This is a genomic window from Klebsiella sp. KTE92, from assembly GCF_000398905.1.
GTDB lineage: Bacteria > Pseudomonadota > Gammaproteobacteria > Enterobacterales > Enterobacteriaceae > Klebsiella > Klebsiella variicola.
In genome coordinates this window covers 571234-590195 of the sequence record NZ_KB976100.1, presented here as the reverse complement: position 1 = coordinate 590195, position 18962 = coordinate 571234, and the positions used below count along the sequence as shown (strand labels likewise).

Sequence of the window (18962 nt, the reverse complement as noted above, 5' to 3'; positions counted from 1 at the left end):
GCGAAGGTGGCGGAATTGGTAGACGCGCTAGCTTCAGGTGTTAGTGTCCTTACGGACGTGGGGGTTCAAGTCCCCCCCCTCGCACCAATATTCTTTTCTCTTCCGGCATTATCCCCCCAGTTTAAAATCCAGAATCATCAGCATTATTCCACCAATCAATGCAACGCAAGATGGCAGCAGGATAAAATGGCGCAGTTGACGATGCCATATCATCGCTGCGGACATCAGCATGCCCACCGTGACCAGCGCCCGCCACACATCGGCCGAGACTCCGGCATACCCGAGAGCGGCAATCAGCACGCCGGGAACCACCACACCCCAACCACTCCCTAATGCCCGCTGCAACATGGTTTCACCTCTCAAAACAATAATGATAACCAATATCATATGATAACATTTATCATTTGTCATTTGCGATGTGCTTTGCGTCTTTTTCTTTACGTTCGCGGTAATGACATACATTCATGAAGGTGATAAATTAAGCGGATTATCGATATATATTAAATATTTTGCTTATTTTGCAAATAACCTTTTTTTGCACATTGTTATCAGACTCTTCATTTTTGGCTTTCATCATTTTGAAATTTAACGACTAATAATGATTCTTCCGATATGACTGCACAAACCTGGCGAGCACACTACGCACAAAAATATCAATATTCCTTACGGCTTTTTTTACTGCTTAATTTCATTTCCTCCTCTCTGTCGCTGGTCAGCCCACTATTTACGGTAGTTCGTTTTACGCTGCCCTGCGCCCTGATCGTGGCCTGCAGCGGGCTGTTGCTGCTCTGGCACTGGAAATGGCCGCAAGCGAAAATAAATATTCCGGCTATCTCGTTGTTATTTGGCATGCTCTGGGCATGGCACGTGGTGGCAAAAGCGATGCTATTGACACCGCCGCATTTTAACTATCTGGTAATCGCCCTATTAAGCATTCTGTTTATCGGCACCATCGCTTTTTCCAATAATATCACTGCCTTTACCCTTCACTCTTTACCGACTTTCCTTATCTGCCTGATAATGTCAGAGGGGGAACAATGGTTGCGCATGACCTACTGTTTTGTGCTGCCTATTGCCGGTATTACCCTGCAAAATATTATCCAGAAGCGCAACGATGCCTTCACGCAAGGATTAATGGATAAACTGATGCAGGAACGCAACACGCTCAACGATCTCAGTATGCTGGATCCCCTGACCGGTTTGTATAATCGCCGCGGGCTACAGAACCGCCTCGACACCCTGCTGGCGCTGGACGGCGACAACCACTTTGTGCTGCTCCTCGATATCGATCACTTTAAAGCCTATAACGACCACTATGGCCATATGATGGGCGACCAGGCGCTGATTCGCGTCTCTGCCGCGATCCGCAACGCCGTGCGCTCACGCGATATTGTCGCTCGTTTTGGTGGGGAAGAGTTTATGGTCCTGCTGACCAACAGCAGCGAGGAAACCGCCTGGCAGGCTGCCGAACGCATTCGCCAGCGGGTCTATGATCTGAAGATCCCGCATATGTTTAATGAAAGTGTCGCCACCAACGTGACCATCAGCATTGGCCTGACGCCGCTCATTGATGACAACATTGAGCAAGCGCTGGCACGAGCCGATGGCGCACTGTATGAGGCCAAAAATAAAGGACGCAATATTATTCTTGCCAGTTAGCTTTTCCTTCGCGCGCCGCGGTATCGCGGCGCCGACAAACTCCTTGCCATGCCGCCTGCAAACAACTAATATCAGGAATCATTATCATTTAGATTTGTATCTGGAAATCAAATGGCCTGGCGCTCCCTTTCTCTTAGCGACGAACTCATCTGGCGGGCTCCCTTCCCGACGGCTGAACGCGCGCTGGCGGAGAGTCTTCGGGCAAAAATCACTGCCCTGCGCCCTCATCTGCTGGATTTCCTGCGTCTGGATGAGCCTGCCCCGCCGCATGCGTTAACGCTCGCCGAGTGGTCGCAACCCATCGCGTTACGCTCCCTGCTGGCCACCTGGTCCGATCATATCTATCGTCATCAGCCCACGCAGCCGCGTGAACAGAAGCCCCTGCTCTCGCTCTGGGCCCAGTGGTATATCGGCCTGCTGGTGCCGCCGCTGATGCTGGCGCTGCTTAATGAACCGCAGGGACTCAGCCTGGCGCCAGAACATTTCCATGTCGAATTTCACGAGAGCGGTCGGGCTGCCTGCTTCTGGATTGATGTGCATAACGATGCCAGGATAGCAGCGCTTTCACCGCAGGCGCGGATAGATGCCCTGGTGATTCGTACCCTGCAGCCGGTTGTTGAGGCGCTGGAAGCGACGGGCGAGATCAATGGCAAACTTATCTGGAGTAATACCGGCTATCTGATCAACTGGTATTTAGGTGAAATGCGCACGCTGCTGGGCGATGAGCAGGTCGCCGCTCTGCGTCAGCACTGCTTCTTTGAAAAACAGCTCGCCGATGGTCAGGATAACCCGCTGTGGCGAACGGTGGTGCTGCGTGAAGGGCTGTTAGTCCGACGCACCTGCTGCCAGCGCTATCGCCTGCCGGATGTCCAACAGTGCGGCGACTGCACGCTGAAATAACGCCCCCTACCTCAAAATTAACGGGCGGCCCTTGCCGCCCGTTGCTATTTATGCGGTCTGTTGACTCTCCTGCTCCGCTCGCTCGGCCTCTTCCGCTTCCTGAGCAAGCAGCTGTTTCTCATACACCTTAAAGAACGGGAAGTAGATAATCGCCGACACGCAGGCCAGAACGATCACCAGAACCGCCGCCCGAAAATCCCAGCCCAGCGCCCAGGCGCCGCCAATCGGTGCTGGCGCCGTCCACGGTACCACCGAGATAACGCGGCCAATCAGATCCAGCTTCATTGCTGCCCAGGCCAGCACCGCGTTCACCATTGGCGCCAGCAGGAACGGAATAAAGAACACTGGATTCATGACGATAGGCGTCCCAAAGATAACCGGCTCGTTAATGTTAAACAGGCTTGGCACCACGCTCAGACGGCCAATAGAGCGCAAATGCGCTGAGCGGCTACGCAGATAACAGAACACCAGCCCCATGGTCGCCCCGGAACCACCAACCACTATGAAGAATGTCCAGAACGCCTCCATGAAGATATGCGGCAGAGGCGCCCCCTGGGCCAGCGCCTGCTGGTTCATACCGAGGTTGGTCAGCCAGAACATCTGCAGCATCCCGGACACAATCGCGGCACCGTGGATCCCGGCGAACCACAACAGGTGGCCAATAAGCACCGCCAGCAGAATTGCCGGCAGAGAGTCGGCTGCCGAAACGAGCGGTTTGAAGATGGCCATAATGGCCTGCGGGATCAGCATGTCAAAATGGTGCTGGATAAACAGACTCAGCGGATACAGCGTCAGCACGACCACCAGCACCGGGATCAACAGATCAAAGGAGTTTTTGATCATCGGCGGAACCTGGTCCGGCAAGCGGATCCCAATGTTGTGCGCTTTCAAAAAACGCATCATTTCCACGCAATAGATCGCCACCAGAATCGCGGTAAAGATCCCGGTCCCCCCGAGGCTATCCACCGGCAGCGTGCCATTGGTCTTCGGCGCGGCAATCAGCAAAAAGGCCATGATCGACAGCATTGCGCACATAAAGGGATCGAGCTGATTGGATTTCTCGTAGTGCTTACCGAGGTTATAGGAGATCGCCGCGCAGATGTAGATCGACATGATCCCCATCGTCATATCAAAGGGGGTCAGAATACGCCCCTCAAACTCTTTTGCCAGATCCAGCCAGGCGCGGGCAAAACCCCAGGTGGTATCCGGTGAGAAAGGTGGATAAGCAAATACCAGCAGGAACGATCCGACGATCATAAATGGCATCGCTGAGATAAAACCGTCACGGATAGCCATGACGTGGCGCTGCGATGAGATCCGCCCTGCTATGGGGCTTATGTAATTTTCTACAAAGCGAAATATCAAATTAAACGCAGCATGGTTAGCAGACATAGTAGCCCTCCTGACAGGCTATTGATACTGGCCCAACAACGATTACCCTGCCGTTACGATGACCGCTTTTTGATGCAGCAGGCCGCTGATGGATTACCGGCTATACTGCTCATGACGCAACGATTCATACACGGCTCTTATGTTATAAATAAAGTGAGAAGTGACTGTTCCAGTATTCATCTCTACGCGCCCAACCGCAACCGGTTACAGTAACCGGTTACGGTGAATGTGAAGGAGATCGACAAAATAGAAAGAATCTGGATTGTCCGCGCTGTTATTTACACTCCGCCAGGCTTGTGACAGATTTAACCAGGCTTAAATCAGGAGAATCCAATGAGTCTGCAGTCTGTACGGCAGTTTTTTGCCGAACACGCCCCCGATATCGAAATTATTGAGTTAAATCAGAGTACCGCCACCGTCGCGCTCGCCGCTGCCGCGCACAATGTTGAGCCGGGACAAATTGCCAAAACGCTGTCGCTCAAGATCAAGGATAAGATTGTACTGATCGTCGCCAGGGGCGATGCGCGGCTGGATAACAAAAAGCTGAAAGAGACCTTTGGTGCGAAAGCCAGAATGTTAAGCAGCGATGAGGTGGTGACCTGGACCGGTCATCCGGTAGGCGGCGTGTGCCCTTTTGGTCTGGAAAATCCGCTGGCCGTCTATTGCGACGTCTCGCTCAGGCACTATCAGGAGGTGCTACCCGCAGCGGGAGCCATTCACAGCGCCGTTCGTATTGAACCAGAACGATTGGCGCAGCTCACCGATGCGACATGGGTAGACGTGTGTTTATAGCCGCGTTACGCCACCTGTTTAACGGCATTGTTCGCGCTGCTCATCGGTAGATGCAGCAAGATATCCGCCGCGTTTAATAAACCGATGTCTGAGCGAACCCCGAGCTTGGTCATGGCGTTAAATTTATGCGCGCGGATAGTTTTAATGTTCCGGTTCAGCTGTATCGCAATATCAGAAAGCGAATATCCCCACGACATATACCGAAGGATGGCGTGCTCCGTTGGACTTAGCGGATCGTTGCACGCCTCTCTGTCGCAAAATTGTTCGCTGCCGCTGAGGTGATGATTGTCCAGCAACTGTAACAAACGCTCCTGTAACCCGCGTCGCGGCGCGGATTTATTTAGTATGCCGTGCAGACAAGCCGGCATAAGATGGCCGATCAGATGCATTTCACTTTCATTATTAGCCAGAATAATTGCCTGGACTTCCGGCCGACACCGCGCCATTTCATGAACAAAAAGCAGACTCTCAGCTCGTGAAGAACGGCTTCCCGAAAGAGAAAAGATAATGGCCGACCAGGAAAACGATGTTTCCGCCGCCCTGAGCATACTGACATTTTTAAACAGATGAATATGATATCGGCTATTATCTTCACGACTAAAGATATAGCGCCAGGCCATTTCCGTCATCACACATTTCTCTACGATGGCGACATGGCGGGTTGTGCTATTTTTTTCCATTCCATTTGCTCCCCGTAAGCTGAATTGATATTCAGCTCTTGCATTCCCTGCACGCTGTTGATCCAGGCATACATTTCAGCATTGCTTCGCAGTGATAAGCGTCGCATTGCGCTATTTTTCTGCGCACTGATGGTTTTATTGCTCTTTTTCAACAGCGCAGCGATCTGATTGATTCCCCATCCCTTTGCCAGAAGACGCAAAACCTTGCGTTCCGAAAGGGTCAGCATCGCCGCAGAGTGGTAGCTTGCGAAATCGCTATCCTCGTCTCCGGTGAACAACGTCCGGCTAATTTGCTCAGCGGCACGACTGCCGGCGCAAATCACCTCAATCAACCGGTTAACCGGCTCACTCTCCGAGATCAGCGAGCTTTCAGGGCGAATTAAAAGCTCAACGGCCAATGGATAGAGGCTGTCACTGACCATAAAAACCCAGTGAATATCACGATACTGCGTCATCAGAGAGTAATAACGCTCGCAGACGGCACGGGGATGCGCAATCTCGCCGGAGATATCCGCGACGACCAGCACTGCCCGCCGCAGTTGCAAAAGGGTGAGCTCATCATGAGAACGACAAAAACTGAGTTCGTAATCAGGGAGATTTTCATTGAAGATAACCTTTAACCCTGACTGCATGACGGGAATTTTACTAATAACAACACCAAACTTACCTTGTCCTGGTAACATAACACCTCCGCTTCCTGTCGAAGTTCCTTCGCCTGCCGGCAAACAATCGGCGCTTAACATCATCGCCTTATCATTCTCTGAATGAATATAAAAAGTATATTCATGGCCTGCGTACACGGTATACGTAACGACCGAACCGTGGTCATACCGTGTAAATATTATTGCTGTGTATACTTGCGATTAATATTAGCACAGACGCTCCTGCGCTAATAAATTAGAAAAGATAAAACTATTATTTAGCAAAAGTAATTTCAGGCACGTGAGTTATAAAGCATTATCTTTGATTGTTTCTCTAAATGCTTTAGGCGACATCCCGCTATAGCGGCGGAAAAAGCGAGAAAAATAAGCAGCATCACTAAACCCTAAGTAATCAGAGAGTTGTGTTACCGTCATGCGGGTGTACTGCAGATTGCGTCGCGCTTCCAGCATCAGGCGTTGATGCAATACTCCCAGCGCGCTACAGCCATAGAACTCGCGGCATAAATAATTTAAGTGCGTGACCGACAACCCAATTAGCTTCGCATACTCCGCCAGCGGGAGATGCTGCCGGTAGTGGCTCTCAATAAGCCGGGAAAAGTGGCGCATCATACTGCGCTTCCGCTCCGCTTTATCTTCCGCGGGCGGTGCGGGGCGGCACTGCCGGTTCAGCCAGACCAGCAGCGTCCCCAGCAACGAGTACAGCATCATCTCCCGGGCATCATGCTCTTCGCAATATTCCTCGCGAAGCGCCGAAAATAGCGTATGCATATGCCCCCGGGAACGGCCTACCGGCACGCACTGCGGTACGCTAAGCACATCCAGCGGCCGGCCGAACTGGTTTTCAAACCGGCTCAGCAGCGGCAGCGCCAGGGAGAGCACATACCCTTGTGTCCCGGGTGAAAAATGAAACCCATGAATACAAAGGGCGGGAACCACCTGGATGCAGGACGCCGTCATCACCGCGGTGGCGCCTTCAATTTCGATCTCCGCCCGGCCCTGATGTAGGTAGAGGAGCTGGACCATTTCCGCATGCTGATGAACGCGAATATGCCACTCGTACAGACTGCTACGCTGCAAAATCGACTCGCAGTGCAGCAGGTCCGGCGTTGGCCAGCCGCGCTCTTCGCCATACAGCTTAAATACGGGGACGGCTTGCATGGGCGGCATAATCACTCCTCTTTAGTCAGGTAACGCGTTCCATGGGCAAGCCCACGTAGTTTTCCGCGATGGTGGTCAGCCCGGCGCGGGAGCCAAGGTAGTAGCGGCGGTCGGCGGCCTGCATTTTGGCGTCGAACGCATTCTGGTCCGGGAAATCATGCAGCAGGCGAGTCATAAACCAGCTAAAGCGTTCCCCTTTCCACACCCGATCCAGCGCCAGTTGCGAGTAGGTCGCCAGCAGATCGCTGCGGCCACGATGATAGTATTCACGCAGGATCCGCCACAGGTAGTTAACATCCGATGCCGCCAGGTTCAACCCTTTGGCGCCGGTTGGCGGAACGATATGCGCCGCATCCCCCACCAGAAACAGCCGCCCATACTGCATCGGCTCCACCACGAAACTGCGCAGCGGGGCAATGCTCTTCTCAAGTGAGTGACCAGTCACTAACCTGGATGCCAGGTCCTCCGGCAAGCGGCTTTTCAGCTCCTGCCAGAAACGTTCGTCCGACCAGGCTTCAACCTTATCGCTCAGCGGAACCTGTAGATAATAGCGGCTGCGCGTAAGTGAGCGCTGACTACACAATACAAACCCCCGCTGATGGTGTGCATAGATCAGCTCCGGATTGACCGGCGGCGTATCCGCCAGCAGGCCTAACCAACCAAACGGCCACACGCTCTCGTAGGTTTTGAGAATGTCAGCGGGAATGCTTTGCCGTGACACCCCGTGAAAACCGTCGCAACCGGCGATAAAGTCGCACTCCAAGCGGCAGGTTTCACCTTCGCTGAGGTAGGTGACCGTCGGTCGGTCGCTTTTCGCGTCATGAATAGCCACCTCGCTCACGCCATAGACGATCGGCGCGCCGCTGGCGGTCCGGGCCGCCATCAGGTCGCGGGTCACTTCCGTCTGGCCATAAACCATCACGCTCTTGCCGTCAGTCAGCTCGCTCAGTGCGACGGGTACCCGCTGGCCATCAAACAGAAACTCCACCCCATGATGCACCAGGCCTTCGGCATCCATCCGCTGCGCCACGCCCGCTTCGCGTAGCAGATCGACGGTGCCGCTTTCCAGAATTCCCGCGCGGATGCGCCCCAGCACATACTGTGGCGTTTGACGCTCGAGGATCACGGTATGGATCCCGGCGATGTGCAACAACTGCCCCAGCAGCAGCCCGGAGGGGCCTGCGCCAATAATCGCGACCTGTGTTTTCATAGGGTTGTCTCACTCTTGCAGGGTTAATTATTTGTATATTTTTTGTTTAATAAAAGTGCTTTCCTGCATTTTTGATAAGTCAGACGGGAAAAAGAAGGGATGAATGGCGGCAAAAATTGCACTTTTCACCAAACTGGCAAAAGTGTGGGATGCTTCAAATTCTGCCGCCCCGCCAGCCGGGACATTTTTGCATATTATTTGATCCCGCCCCCCTCAGCCGCTACGGCGCTTCAGGTTAAAGTATCGACAGATAACCAGACGTCGCGGACAGCAGAGGAATTATGCAGGTTGATCGGTCACAGCAGCGGGCAATCACACGATTGTGCATCCAGTGTGGTCTTTTTTTGTTACAGCACGGCGCCGAAAGTGCGCTGGTGGAAGAGCTATCCACCCGCCTCGGACGGGCGCTGGGAATGGACAGCGTCGAAAGCGCCATCTCGTCTAATGCCATCGTGCTGACCACCATTAAAGATGGCGAATGTCTCACCTCAACGCGTAAAAATGTCGACCGCGGCATCAATATGCATGTGGTAACGGAAGTGCAGCACATTGTGATCCTCGCCGAACATAAGCTGCTCGACTATCGCGATGTCGAGAAGCGCTTTGCGCAGATCGTTCCCTTACGTTATCCGCGCTGGCTGCTGGTCATCATGGTGGGGCTCTCCTGCGCCTGTTTCTGCAAACTGAATAACGGCGGCTGGGACGGCGCGCTGGTCAGCTTCTGCGCCAGTACGGTAGCCATGTACATTCGCCAGGTGCTGACCCACCGGTCCATGCATCCGCAGATCAACTTCTGCATCACCGCCTTTGTCGCCACCACCATCTCCGGGCTGCTGCTGCGCCTCCCGGCCTTTGCCAGTACGCCGACCATTGCCATGGCCGCCAGCGTCCTGCTGCTGGTTCCGGGTTTTCCTTTGATCAACGCCGTCGCCGATATGTTTAAAGGGCATATTAATACGGGGCTCGCCCGCTGGGCGATCGCCAGCCTGTTAACCCTTGCCACCTGCATTGGCGTGGTGATGGCGATGACCGTATGGGGGCTGCGCGGATGGGCATAATCTCGTTTATTTTCGCACTGGCGGAAGACATGCTGCTGGCGGCAATCCCCGCCGTTGGTTTTGCCATGGTCTTTAATGTCCCCCAGCGCGCCTTGCGCTGGTGCGCGCTGCTGGGGGCGATCGGTCACGGCTCGCGAATGGTCATGATGAGCGCCGGTTTTAACATTGAATGGGCCACCTTTCTCGCCGCGCTGCTGGTGGGCAGCATCGGCATTCAGTGGTCACGCTGGTATCTGGCGCATCCGAAGATTTTTACCGTCGCCGCCGTGATCCCGATGTTTCCCGGCATCTCGGCCTACACCGCGATGATCTCCGCGGTAAAGATCAGCCATTTTGGCTATTCTGAAGAGATGATGATTTTGCTGCTGAGCAATTTTTTAAAGGCGTCGTCTATTGTGGGCGCCCTTTCTATTGGCCTGTCGATACCCGGTCTGTGGCTGTATCGTAAGCGCCCTCGCGTCTGACCCCGGCGTCGCGGTACAGCCGCGACGCTCCTTCCGCGATGGGCTCTGTGCTACTATGTGCAGATCACCCCACTCTTTGCAGTTCAGAGTTGAGATAGAGTTATGTCTTCGCGAATTTTAACCTCCCATTTTAGCGGCCTGGAAGAGTTCCTCCAGCAGCACGCGGCGCTGCTGGCGAAATCAACTGACGGCACCGTTGCCGTTTTTGCCAATAACGCGCCGGCATTCTATGCGCTGACGCCAGCGCGGCTGGCGCAACTGCTGGAGCTGGAAGCCAGACTGGCGCGCCCCGGCAGCGACATCGCCCTTGACCCACAGTTTTTCGAGGAGCCATCCGCGGCGCCAGTTGCGGTGCCAATGGGCAAATTTGCTATGTACGCCGACTGGCAGCCGGACGCCGATTTTCAGCGCCTGGCCGCGCTGTGGGGCATTGCCCTGAGCCAGCCAGTCACGCCGGAAGAGCTGGCTGCCTTCGTCGCTTACTGGCAGGCGGAAGGTAAAGTGTTTCACCACGTGCAGTGGCAGCAGAAGCTGGCGCGTAGCGTGCAAATCAGCCGCGCCAGCAACGGCGGACAGCCGAAGCGCGATGTGAACAGCGTGAGCGAACCCGACAGTCATATTCCGCGAGGTTTCCGAGGATGAGCATGAAAAACGTGGGCGACCTGATGAAGCGTCTGCAGAAAATGATGCCGGCCCATATCGAACCGGCGTTTAAAACCGGCGAAGAACTGCTGGCCTGGCAAAAAGAGCAAGGCCGGCTGCGTTCCGAAGCGCTGGAGCGGGAGAATCGCGCGATGAAAATGCAGCGCACCTTCAACCGCTCAGGGATCCGCCCGCTGCATCAGAACTGTTCCTTTGATAACTACCGCGTCGAGTGCGAAGGACAGATGAACGCCCTCGCCCGCGCACGTCAGTATGTGGAAGAGTTCGATGGCAATATCGCCAGCTTTATCTTCTCCGGTAAACCGGGGACCGGCAAAAATCACCTGGCGGCAGCCATCTGCAACGAGCTGCTGCTGCGCGGGAAGTCGGTCTTAATCATCACCGTGGCCGATATTATGTCGGCGATGAAAGATACCTTTGGCAACCGGGAAACGAGCGAAGAGCAGTTACTGAGCGACCTCAGCAAAGTCGACCTGTTAGTGATTGATGAAATTGGTATGCAGACGGAGTCTCGCTATGAGAAGGTCATTATCAATCAGATAGTTGACCGTCGTTCTTCATCCAAACGGCCTACCGGGATGCTCACCAACAGTAATATGGAAGAGATGAACAAGCTGCTCGGCGAGCGGGTAATGGACCGTATGCGGCTGGGGAACAGTCTGTGGGTTATCTTCAACTGGGAAAGTTACCGGCACCGCGTCACTGGCAAGGAGTATTAAGAGATTTCCGGACGATGACGGCGTTATACTAAAGCGATTATTCAGTCACGCTTATGAGTCCGTCTATGAAATCGTTTAAAAATGGCTTACTTGCCGCTTTTGCCGCCAGTGCATTTACCCTCGCCGGCGCTCACGCTGCCTCCTGGCAGGATTCTCTTAACAGCGCCGCCAGCCAGCTTAGCGGCAGCAGCACCCAGGCTGGCAGCGGCGGCATGTCCGTCTCCTCGCTAACCAGCCTGCTCAGCGGCAGCAGCCAGTCTCTGACCGCCAGCAGCATGAATAATGCGGCCGGGATCCTGTCATATTGCGCGCAACAGAAACTGGCCTCCGTGACCAGCGCCGATAACGTCAAAAACCAGGTGCTGGATAAACTGGGACTCAGCACGCCGGAAAAACAGAAACAAGACACCAACTATCTCGATGGCCTGCAGGGCTTGCTCAACAGTAATAACGGCCAGCAGCTGGACCTGAATACGCTTGGCAACAGCTCGCTGGCGAAACAGGTGAAAACCAAAGCCTGCGATCTGGTCTTAAAACAGGGCGTTAACTTCCTCTCCTGATACGTACTGCTCATGCCGCGTTTGTTGCCTTCGCGACGGCAGCGCGGCCTGAAACGGTTTTTTTACCCTTTTTCCCTCTCCGCTTCCCCGCCACACCCGATGCGACACCGATCAAAAAAGGCAACATCTAAACCAATTCTGAATAACTGCACAGTTTCATGACGCTAGAATTGCAGCAAGATGGCGCTGCAATTACAGTGTGGCGTGAAAAGTAATCTATTCTGCCAGCCGACAACTGGCGCTAATGAGGATGAGCTGTGTCAGAGTTGTTATCCATCGCCTTATTTTTAGCTTCGGTGGTGCTGTATGCCTGGAAAGCGGGTCGTAACACCTGGTGGTTTGCCGCCACGCTCACGGTGTTAGGTCTGTTCGTGGTGCTGAACATCACCCTCTACGCCAGCGACTACTTTACCGGCGACGGCATCAACGACGCGGTGCTCTATACCCTGACCAACAGCCTGACTGGCGCCGGGATCGGCAAATACATTCTGCCGGGCGTCGGGGTGGGCGTCGCGCTGGTTGCCGTCTTTGGCGCGCTGGGCTGGGTGCTGCGCCGCCGTCGGCATCATCCTCATCACGTCGGTTACAGCCTGGCGGCGCTGCTGCTGGCGCTGGCCTCCGTGGATGCCAGCCCGGCCTTCCATCAGATCAGCGAGCTGGTGAAATCGCAGTCACGGGAAGGTGACCCGGACTTTGCCGCATACTACAAAGAGCCGTCGAAGCGTATCGACAATCCACAGCTGAACCTGGTCTATATCTATGGCGAAAGCCTCGAGCGTACCTATTTTGATAACGATGCCTTTCCTAACCTCACCCCTGAGCTCGGCAAAATAAAAGATCAGGGCCTCGATTTCAGCAATACCATGCAGCTCCCGGGGACGGATTACACCATCGCCGGTATGGTCGCCTCGCAGTGCGGCATTCCGCTGTTCGCGCCGTTTGAAGGCAACGCCTCGGCCTCGGTCTCCAGCTTCTTTCCCCAGAATATCTGCCTTGGCGATATCCTGAAAAACTCCGGCTATGAAAACTATTTTGTGCAGGGAGCCAACCTGCGCTTTGCCGGCAAAGACGTGTTTCTCAAATCCCACGGCTTCGATCACCTGTACGGGGCGGAAGAGCTCAAAACTACGGTAGCGGATCCCGCCTATCGCAACGACTGGGGCTTCTATGACGACACCGTGCTCGATGAGACGTGGAAAAAATTCGAAGAGCTGTCGCGCTCCGGTAAACGCTTCTCGCTGTTCGCCCTGACGGTGGATACCCACCACCCCGACGGCTTTATCTCGCGCACCTGCGAGCGTAAACGCTATGACGTGGACGGTAAGAAAAACCTCTCCTTCAGCGCCGTTAGCTGCAGCCAGGAACATATCGCCGCGCTGATAGAGAAGATTAAAGCCTCACCCTATTTCAAAAACACGGTCATCGTGGTCTCTTCCGATCACCTGGCCATGAAAAACAGCGCCTGGGATTACCTCAACAAGCACGATCGCAGCAATCTGTTCTTCGTCCTGCGCGGCGATAAACCGCAGCAGGAGACCCTGGCGGTGAAACGCAATACCATGGATAACGGCGCGACGGTGCTCGATATTCTCGGCGGCGATAACTATATCGGCCTCGGGCGCAGCAGCCTCTCCGGCCAGTCGCTCTCCGGTATTTTCATGAATATGAAAGAGAAGGTCCTGGCCTGGAAACCGGACGTGATCCGCCTGTGGAACTTCCCGAAAGAGATGAAAAACTTCACCATCGATTCGCAGAAGAACATGATCGCCTTCTCCGGCAGCCATTTCCGTCTGCCGCTACTGCTCAGGGTATCAAACCAGCGCGTTGAACCGCTGCCGGAGAGCGAATACTCCGCGCCGCTGCGCTTCCAGCTGGCCGATTTCGCGCCGCGGGATAATTTCGTCTGGGTCGATCGCTGCTATAAAATGGGGCAGCTGTGGGCGCCTGAACTCGCGCTCTCTACCGACTGGTGCGTCTCGCAGGGGCAGCTGGGCGGTGAGCAAAAGGTTCAGCACGTCGATAAGCCGCAGTGGCAAGGCAAAACCGCTTTCAGGGATACCCTTATCGATATGGAGCGCTATAAGGGGAACGTCGATACGCTAAAAGTCGTCGACAACGATATTCGCTACAAGGCCGACAGCTTCGTGTTTAACGTCGCCGGCGCCCCGGAAGAGGTCAAGCAGTTCAGCGGCATTTCGCGTCCCGAGTCCTGGGGTCGGTGGTCCAATGCCCAGCTGGGCAGCGACGTGAAGATTGAATATAAAGAGCCACTACCGGAAAAATTTGATCTGGTGATCACCGCCAAAGCTTACGGCCCAAACGCCAATAAGCCGATCCCGGTGCGGGTAGGTGAAAGTGAGCAAGTGCTTACGCTGGCCAATGATGTGACCACTACGACGCTGCATTTCGACAACCCGTCGCGCAGCAACACCCTGACCATCACTCCGCCGGACCCGCAGTCCACCAACGAGGGCAATATCCTTGGTCACTCCCCACGTCAGCTGGGGATCGGCATGGTGGAGATCAAAGTGGTGAAAAGCGAAGGCTAAAACCATCCTGCCCGGCGGGTTTCCGCGCCGGGCAACGGTTGCCGTGGCAGGGCGTTAACCCTACAGCGGCTGTAGTTCATCAGCCGACAGTCCAGTGATTTTCTGTACCATCTCTTTGTCGAGGCCATTTTGTAACATACTGCCGGCAATGCGCAGCGCCTCGCGCCGGCTTCCTTCCTGCAAGCCCTCCTGGTGCCCTTCTTCCCGGCCTTCTAGTCGACCTTCTTGCCGACCTTCTTGCCGACCTTCCTGCTTAAGCTTTTGCGCGATAGACATCAGTGTCTCCTCATACTGTGGCAGACGGCGGGCCAGCCGGCGGAGAAACACGCCCGGCTCGGCCGTATTACCGTACTGCAGCATATAGTGAAACAGCATTCTCAACTGCCGACGGTTAGTGTATCCCAGCATCACAACGGCCGCCAACGACTCCGTTATGCCGCTGAGATCGCGCTGGCGAATATGTTTTTGCATCAGCTCCAGCAAGGCGACTCGCCGATGCTGCACGAGGTCATCATCTGGCATCACCGTAACGTCGATCAACGTAAACGGACAGCCATACAGCGTCTTCGCCGTCTCCGGGTGGCGAAGAAATCGTTTAAAGACCGCATCGTGCGGCGTCGAGGTCATCCGTTTTTTCATGGCCATCCGCTTGCCTGAAAGAGAAGGAAAGCCGGACTCTACCACCGGTTTTTACCCGAATGGATTTGACGATAATTTTCTGGGAAGCGCCTCGGAGAATAGCATGGCGGCCAGCCCGGCTGGCCGCCATCAACACAGCTTAGTAATCAAACTGACGGTAGTAACGGCGGATATTGAGGTCGTGGCCGGTATGGTGTTCAAAGTGGGCCGCCAGCCGATCCACCAGCAGGGTGGACACCACGCACGGCGCCATAATCCAGCGGAACGCGTCATCAATGCCGTTCAGCGGATAGTCGCGCGGGTCGATCACCACCAGATGGTCAGTTATCTTTTCGGCAAAGCGTTCGACGCGCTCGTCCAGCGCCCGGCATTTCCCCTCTCCTTTCACCAGAAACAGCGGGACCTCTTTTTCCAGCAGCTCCAGGGTGCCGTGGAAAAATTCAGCCGAGCTCACGGATTTCGTCCGCTTCCACTGCATCTCTTCGAGAATACACATTGAGAACAGGTAAACCTCGCCCCACATTTCCGCGCCGCCAATCCACATCATATAGTCGCAGTCATGGTATTGTGCGGCAATGCTATCCGCCTGGAAATCGAACTGGCGCTTGGCCTGCAGGAGATTTTCCGGCAGTAATTCGAGCTGGCTGGCAAATCGCGCATAATTTTCAAACTCGCCGTGACGATAAATAACGCGGAAGAATAACCAGTACAGCAGCATATATTCATATTCCACACCGTTCTTGTGGCACATCGGAATATGCCAGCTGGCGGCGGCGGCCAATGGCGAGTCGGCATGACGGGTAATAGCCACCACGCGGATCCCCTGCGCCTTGCACCACTCGGCAATAGCCACCGACTCTTTGGTATCACCGGATTTAGATAACGTAACGACAACTGCATCTTTATTTAATTTTTTATGTCCGCGATGAATTAATTCGGCCGCCTGCTCAAGATATACCGGCACACTGGTTAATTCTTTGGCAAACTCATTAATGGCCATCATCGGTGCCAGAGAACCGCCTACCGAGGCAAAAAATAATGCGCTGCAGCCGCTGTCATAAATATCATCGGCCACGGTTTCAGCCTGTTTACGCGCAGCGATGATCTCGCGAGCACTGGTCAGGTACTCGTCCTGATTAAAACCCAACATAGTTTTCTCCTGAATATTCAGATTTTACTTTTTAATACGTGGTCAAAATCGTCAAAAATACGTTTAGCCAGATCGATACCTTTCAGTCCGGCGGTATGCCAGGCCAGCATCTGGACGGGAACAATCAGCAACAGCGGCGCCAGGTGATGCTCGCACGGACAGTTTAGCGCCAGCGTCTGCGCATCCTCGTCATCGCTCAGCGTTAGCGTAAAAGCCCGGGCAATGGACCGCGCCATATAGTCCCGCAGCGCCCGGGTTCGCGCATCCGGCGCATCTTCAATAAACAGCATCACATGGCGGGCGTTGGCTTCCAGATAGGGACCGTGCATATAGGCTTCCAGCTCAAAGCCGCTGGAAGGCACGCGCACCGTTTCAGTAAATTTGGTTTCAAATTCCTTCGCCACGCCAACCAGCGCACCGTAGCCGGTGGCGACAAAGCGCTCCCCGCTCCGCAGCGTTTCGCTATACCGGTCGATAAAGCGCGAGGTGCGGGCAATAACATCCGGGATCGCCGCAACCAGCCGCTGGAATTCAGCGAGATAGTGCTGCTCCTCGACCTCGCTGACTTTCCCCTGCTGACGAGCAATGATCAGCGCTATCAGCAACAGATTCAGCACCGTCGCGCTAAAACCGCGGGTCACAAACCCTACGCTCTCGATCCCGGTATTGATATCCAGAACGCCATCGCAAGCGCGGGCTATCGGGCTTTGCGGGTCGGAGGTCAGGGCAAATACCGGCAATCCTGAGGCCTGTACCTTACGCATCGCCTCCAGCGTTGACGCGCTTTTCCCGCTCTGTGAAATCGCCACCACCAGATCGGTATGCGGGTCGATCGCTTCGTAATGGGTAAAGTTGTACGGCTCTTTAATGTCAACCAGCACGCCGAAGCGTTGTTCAAAGAAATAGCGCGCGCACAGCGCGGCATTCAGCGACGATCCGGTCGCCAGCAGCAAAATTCGGCGTACCGGGTGCTGGCGGGCAAAGGTCTCAATCGCCGCCAGCTTTTGCCGGTAGCCACGCAGGATCTGCGCCAGGCAGGCCGGCTCTTCACTGATATAGGTCATCATTGTTGGTCGCATAGCTCACTCCCGTTAAAACAATCCGATCCACGAACCCAGAATGCCCACCAGCGCCATGCCGCCAATAATTGAGAGCGGTTTAACTTTCCGTCCCAGCAGCCAGTAGACGATGCCAAAACTCACCAGCGGCAGCATGCAGGGCAGAATGTCATTGATAATGTCCTGCACCTGAGTTTTGGCTTCTCCGGCACCAAAGGAGAGAGGGATGGTGATATCGATCATTGAGGCGGTCATCGCCCCGACCACCATCAGGCCGATAATCGACGCTCCGTAGGTCAGGCTCTCCATCATTCCGCTCTTCTGGATCCGCTGCAGGACCCCGGTTCCCAGCACGTAGCCCCAGCGGGTAAAGCACCAGCGCACCAGAATGTGCGGCACGTTAAACACCAGCAGAAACAGGATCGGCCCGAGGATGTTGCCCTTCAGCGCCAGGCTGGTGCCGATCCCGGTGGCGATCAGGCGCAGCGTCCCCCAGAAGAAAGAGTCCCCCAGCCCGGCCAGCGGCCCCATCAACGAGGCTTTGACGTTATCAATCGCAGTGGCATCCATGTTTTTCTGCTGGCTGTTTTTCTCCTCCATCACCGTGGTGATCCCCAGCAGCAGGGTGACGATATGCGGCGTGGTATTGAAAAACACCAGATGACGTTTCAGCGCCCTGGCTAGCTCCTCTTTGCGCGGATAGAGCTTTTTCAGCACCGGAATCAGCGCGTAAACAAAGGCGAGATTCATCTGCCGCTCATAGTTCCACGAGAACTCCATCTGGAAGGAGCGCCAGAACACCCGGCGTAAATCTCGTGGCGTAATCTGGGTTTCTTCCTGCTCCTGCGGTTGCAGGGTCTCTTCAGAAATCGTCTTCGTCGTCATCGCTGACTCCTTGTTCTGTCGTCGTACGAGGTGAATTCAACGCGGTGACGTTAACCATGACCACCGCCACGATGGCGCCGAGAATGGCGATGCCGGTCACCGGGATTTTCAAATAAGCCATTAGCACAAAGCCGAGGAAAAAGTACGGCGCCACTTTCTTGTTAATCAGCAACCTGGCAAGCATCGCGAAGCCGAGCGCCGGGATCATGCCGGTGGCGACGCTGAGCCCGTGTTTGATAAATTCCGGGATGGTATCGAGCAGGGATTTCACCGCGTTGCTGCCCACCAGGAATGAAACGGTCACCACCGTGGCCAGCATCAGCGACAGCCCGAAGCCGGCAATCAGATGCATCCGCTCAATGCCCCGCGTATCCGCCCGTTCCGCATACCCGTCCGCCTTCTGGCTGAGCATCGGGATAAACATCCCCAGATAAACGTTTTTCAGGATCAGGGTCAGGGTGGCGATAGGCAGGCCGAGCAACAGCGCCGTTTCCGTGCCCGCGCCGGAGGTGATGGCGAACGCCACGCCGAGAATACCGCCCGTCACCACGTCGGGCGGGATCGAGGCACCAACGGAGAAAGAGCCGATAAACGCCAGCTCCAGCGTCGCGCCCATAATGACGCCGGTCTGTACATCCCCCAGCACCAGTCCGGTCAGCAGCCCGGTGACGATAGGCCGGGAAATCAGCGACGTCCCTAAGGCATATTCCGATTGCGCGATAAACGCCACCAGACCCAGTAAGAGAGCCTCTACCATAATCTGT

Annotated in this window: 20 protein-coding genes, 1 tRNA gene and 1 pseudogene; 11 read left to right on the top strand and 11 right to left on the bottom strand. The window is 55.0% G+C overall.

Features of this window, described 5'->3' with window-relative positions; all coding sequences use genetic code 11:
- A tRNA-Leu gene (locus tag A1WC_RS22150) sits at positions 1–87 on the top strand.
- Positions 88–108: 21 nt separating this feature from the next.
- Here A1WC_RS22150 and A1WC_RS22155 read toward each other — a convergent pair.
- Complete coding sequence (locus A1WC_RS22155) at positions 109–348, bottom strand: DUF1435 domain-containing protein (RefSeq protein ID WP_012542928.1); 240 nt, start codon at positions 346–348, stop codon at positions 109–111.
- A 70-nt stretch (positions 349–418) separates the two neighbouring features.
- Between A1WC_RS22155 and A1WC_RS27770 the strand changes: the two genes are divergently transcribed.
- The 3 genes from A1WC_RS27770 (at position 419) to fhuF (ending at position 2559) form a co-directional block, all read left to right on the top strand.
- Positions 419–589 carry a hypothetical protein gene (locus tag A1WC_RS27770; protein ID WP_012542929.1) on the top strand — a complete coding sequence of 57 codons (171 nt, stop codon included), beginning with the start codon at positions 419–421 and terminating at the stop codon, positions 587–589.
- 23 nt (positions 590–612) lie between these two features.
- The gene (locus A1WC_RS22160) at positions 613–1659 is read left to right on the top strand and encodes a GGDEF domain-containing protein (RefSeq protein ID WP_008807534.1); all 1047 of its coding nucleotides are present in this window, start codon (positions 613–615) and stop codon (positions 1657–1659) included.
- Between the two features lie 111 nt (positions 1660–1770).
- Complete coding sequence (gene fhuF, locus A1WC_RS22165) at positions 1771–2559, top strand: siderophore-iron reductase FhuF (RefSeq protein WP_016160257.1); 789 nt, start codon at positions 1771–1773, stop codon at positions 2557–2559.
- 48 nt (positions 2560–2607) lie between these two features.
- Here fhuF and A1WC_RS22170 read toward each other — a convergent pair whose 3' ends face one another.
- Complete coding sequence (locus A1WC_RS22170) at positions 2608–3951, bottom strand: PTS cellobiose transporter subunit IIC (protein ID WP_008807536.1); 1344 nt, start codon at positions 3949–3951, stop codon at positions 2608–2610.
- Between the two features lie 333 nt (positions 3952–4284).
- Here A1WC_RS22170 and A1WC_RS22175 point away from each other — a divergent pair, with 333 nt between their 5' ends.
- Positions 4285–4743, top strand: a complete 459-nt coding sequence (locus tag A1WC_RS22175) for a YbaK/EbsC family protein (protein WP_008807537.1) — start codon at positions 4285–4287, stop codon at positions 4741–4743.
- A gap of 5 nt (positions 4744–4748) precedes the next feature.
- On the opposite strand, the gene bglJ is transcribed toward A1WC_RS22175, so the two are convergent.
- The 4 genes from bglJ to pobA form a co-directional block, all read right to left on the bottom strand.
- Positions 4749–5423 (bottom strand): DNA-binding transcriptional activator BglJ, encoded by a 675-nt coding sequence (bglJ, locus tag A1WC_RS22180; protein WP_016160256.1) that lies wholly within the window; start codon positions 5421–5423, stop codon positions 4749–4751.
- Positions 5384–6106, bottom strand: coding sequence for a helix-turn-helix transcriptional regulator (locus A1WC_RS22185; protein WP_008807539.1), 723 nt, complete (start codon positions 6104–6106; stop codon positions 5384–5386). Before A1WC_RS22185 ends, bglJ begins: the two co-directional genes overlap by 40 nt.
- 264 nt (positions 6107–6370) lie before the next feature.
- Positions 6371–7252, bottom strand: a complete 882-nt coding sequence (locus A1WC_RS22190) for a helix-turn-helix domain-containing protein (RefSeq protein WP_016160255.1) — start codon at positions 7250–7252, stop codon at positions 6371–6373.
- Between the two features lie 16 nt (positions 7253–7268).
- Positions 7269–8453 (bottom strand): 4-hydroxybenzoate 3-monooxygenase, encoded by a 1185-nt coding sequence (pobA, locus tag A1WC_RS22195; RefSeq protein WP_016160254.1) that lies wholly within the window; start codon positions 8451–8453, stop codon positions 7269–7271.
- Positions 8454–8734: 281 nt separating this feature from the next.
- On the opposite strand from pobA, the gene A1WC_RS22200 reads away from it, so the two are divergent.
- The 6 genes from A1WC_RS22200 (at position 8735) to opgB (ending at position 14466) form a co-directional block, all read left to right on the top strand.
- Positions 8735–9511 (top strand): threonine/serine ThrE exporter family protein, encoded by a 777-nt coding sequence (locus tag A1WC_RS22200; RefSeq protein WP_008807542.1) that lies wholly within the window; start codon positions 8735–8737, stop codon positions 9509–9511.
- On the top strand, positions 9502–9975 hold the full coding sequence (locus A1WC_RS22205; RefSeq protein WP_012542936.1) for a threonine/serine exporter: 474 nt from the start codon (positions 9502–9504) through the stop codon (positions 9973–9975). The genes A1WC_RS22200 and A1WC_RS22205 overlap by 10 nt, the downstream gene beginning before the upstream one ends.
- 102 nt (positions 9976–10077) lie before the next feature.
- Complete coding sequence (gene dnaT / locus A1WC_RS22210; protein ID WP_008807544.1) at positions 10078–10617, top strand: primosomal protein DnaT; 540 nt, start codon at positions 10078–10080, stop codon at positions 10615–10617.
- Between the two features lie 2 nt (positions 10618–10619).
- Positions 10620–11357 carry a DNA replication protein DnaC gene (dnaC, locus tag A1WC_RS22215; RefSeq protein WP_008807545.1) on the top strand — a complete coding sequence of 246 codons (738 nt, stop codon included), beginning with the start codon at positions 10620–10622 and terminating at the stop codon, positions 11355–11357.
- 65 nt (positions 11358–11422) lie between these two features.
- On the top strand, positions 11423–11917 hold the full coding sequence (locus A1WC_RS22220) for a DUF2501 domain-containing protein (RefSeq protein WP_008807546.1): 495 nt from the start codon (positions 11423–11425) through the stop codon (positions 11915–11917).
- Positions 11918–12174: 257 nt separating this feature from the next.
- A complete protein-coding gene (gene opgB / locus A1WC_RS22225; protein WP_012542938.1) occupies positions 12175–14466 on the top strand; it encodes a phosphatidylglycerol--membrane-oligosaccharide glycerophosphotransferase in 2292 nt (763 codons plus the stop codon).
- A 60-nt stretch (positions 14467–14526) separates the two neighbouring features.
- On the opposite strand, the pseudogene A1WC_RS22230 reads toward opgB, so the two are convergent.
- From A1WC_RS22230 to A1WC_RS22250, 5 genes and pseudogenes are all read right to left on the bottom strand, one after another.
- Positions 14527–15045 (bottom strand): annotated as a pseudogene (locus A1WC_RS22230) (Rpn family recombination-promoting nuclease/putative transposase); the annotation flags it as partial.
- A 199-nt stretch (positions 15046–15244) separates the two neighbouring features.
- Complete coding sequence (locus tag A1WC_RS22235; protein ID WP_016160252.1) at positions 15245–16255, bottom strand: SIS domain-containing protein; 1011 nt, start codon at positions 16253–16255, stop codon at positions 15245–15247.
- A 17-nt stretch (positions 16256–16272) separates the two neighbouring features.
- The gene (locus A1WC_RS22240; RefSeq protein ID WP_016160251.1) at positions 16273–17334 is read right to left on the bottom strand and encodes an SIS domain-containing protein; all 1062 of its coding nucleotides are present in this window, start codon (positions 17332–17334) and stop codon (positions 16273–16275) included.
- A gap of 12 nt (positions 17335–17346) precedes the next feature.
- Positions 17347–18198 (bottom strand): PTS system mannose/fructose/sorbose family transporter subunit IID, encoded by an 852-nt coding sequence (locus A1WC_RS22245; RefSeq protein WP_016160250.1) that lies wholly within the window; start codon positions 18196–18198, stop codon positions 17347–17349.
- Positions 18176–18955 (bottom strand): PTS mannose/fructose/sorbose/N-acetylgalactosamine transporter subunit IIC, encoded by a 780-nt coding sequence (locus A1WC_RS22250; protein ID WP_008807552.1) that lies wholly within the window; start codon positions 18953–18955, stop codon positions 18176–18178. The genes A1WC_RS22245 and A1WC_RS22250 overlap by 23 nt, the downstream gene beginning before the upstream one ends.
- Positions 18956–18962 lie beyond the last annotated feature (7 nt).

Coding starts and splice junctions, on each gene's coding strand:
- A1WC_RS22155 (WP_012542928.1), bottom strand. CDS start 348: ATGTTGCAGCGGGCATTAGGGAGTGGTTGGGGTGTGGTGGTTCCCGGC.
- A1WC_RS22160 (WP_008807534.1), top strand. CDS start 613: ATGACTGCACAAACCTGGCGAGCACACTACGCACAAAAATATCAATAT.
- fhuF (WP_016160257.1), top strand. CDS start 1,771: ATGGCCTGGCGCTCCCTTTCTCTTAGCGACGAACTCATCTGGCGGGCT.
- A1WC_RS22170 (WP_008807536.1), bottom strand. CDS start 3,951: ATGTCTGCTAACCATGCTGCGTTTAATTTGATATTTCGCTTTGTAGAA.
- A1WC_RS22175 (WP_008807537.1), top strand. CDS start 4,285: ATGAGTCTGCAGTCTGTACGGCAGTTTTTTGCCGAACACGCCCCCGAT.
- bglJ (WP_016160256.1), bottom strand. CDS start 5,423: ATGGAAAAAAATAGCACAACCCGCCATGTCGCCATCGTAGAGAAATGT.
- A1WC_RS22185 (WP_008807539.1), bottom strand. CDS start 6,106: ATGTTACCAGGACAAGGTAAGTTTGGTGTTGTTATTAGTAAAATTCCC.
- A1WC_RS22190 (WP_016160255.1), bottom strand. CDS start 7,252: ATGCCGCCCATGCAAGCCGTCCCCGTATTTAAGCTGTATGGCGAAGAG.
- pobA (WP_016160254.1), bottom strand. CDS start 8,453: ATGAAAACACAGGTCGCGATTATTGGCGCAGGCCCCTCCGGGCTGCTG.
- A1WC_RS22200 (WP_008807542.1), top strand. CDS start 8,735: ATGCAGGTTGATCGGTCACAGCAGCGGGCAATCACACGATTGTGCATC.
- A1WC_RS22205 (WP_012542936.1), top strand. CDS start 9,502: ATGGGCATAATCTCGTTTATTTTCGCACTGGCGGAAGACATGCTGCTG.
- dnaT (WP_008807544.1), top strand. CDS start 10,078: ATGTCTTCGCGAATTTTAACCTCCCATTTTAGCGGCCTGGAAGAGTTC.
- dnaC (WP_008807545.1), top strand. CDS start 10,620: ATGAAAAACGTGGGCGACCTGATGAAGCGTCTGCAGAAAATGATGCCG.
- A1WC_RS22220 (WP_008807546.1), top strand. CDS start 11,423: ATGAAATCGTTTAAAAATGGCTTACTTGCCGCTTTTGCCGCCAGTGCA.
- A1WC_RS22235 (WP_016160252.1), bottom strand. CDS start 16,255: ATGTTGGGTTTTAATCAGGACGAGTACCTGACCAGTGCTCGCGAGATC.
- A1WC_RS22240 (WP_016160251.1), bottom strand. CDS start 17,334: ATGCGACCAACAATGATGACCTATATCAGTGAAGAGCCGGCCTGCCTG.
- A1WC_RS22245 (WP_016160250.1), bottom strand. CDS start 18,198: ATGACGACGAAGACGATTTCTGAAGAGACCCTGCAACCGCAGGAGCAG.
- A1WC_RS22250 (WP_008807552.1), bottom strand. CDS start 18,955: ATGGTAGAGGCTCTCTTACTGGGTCTGGTGGCGTTTATCGCGCAATCG.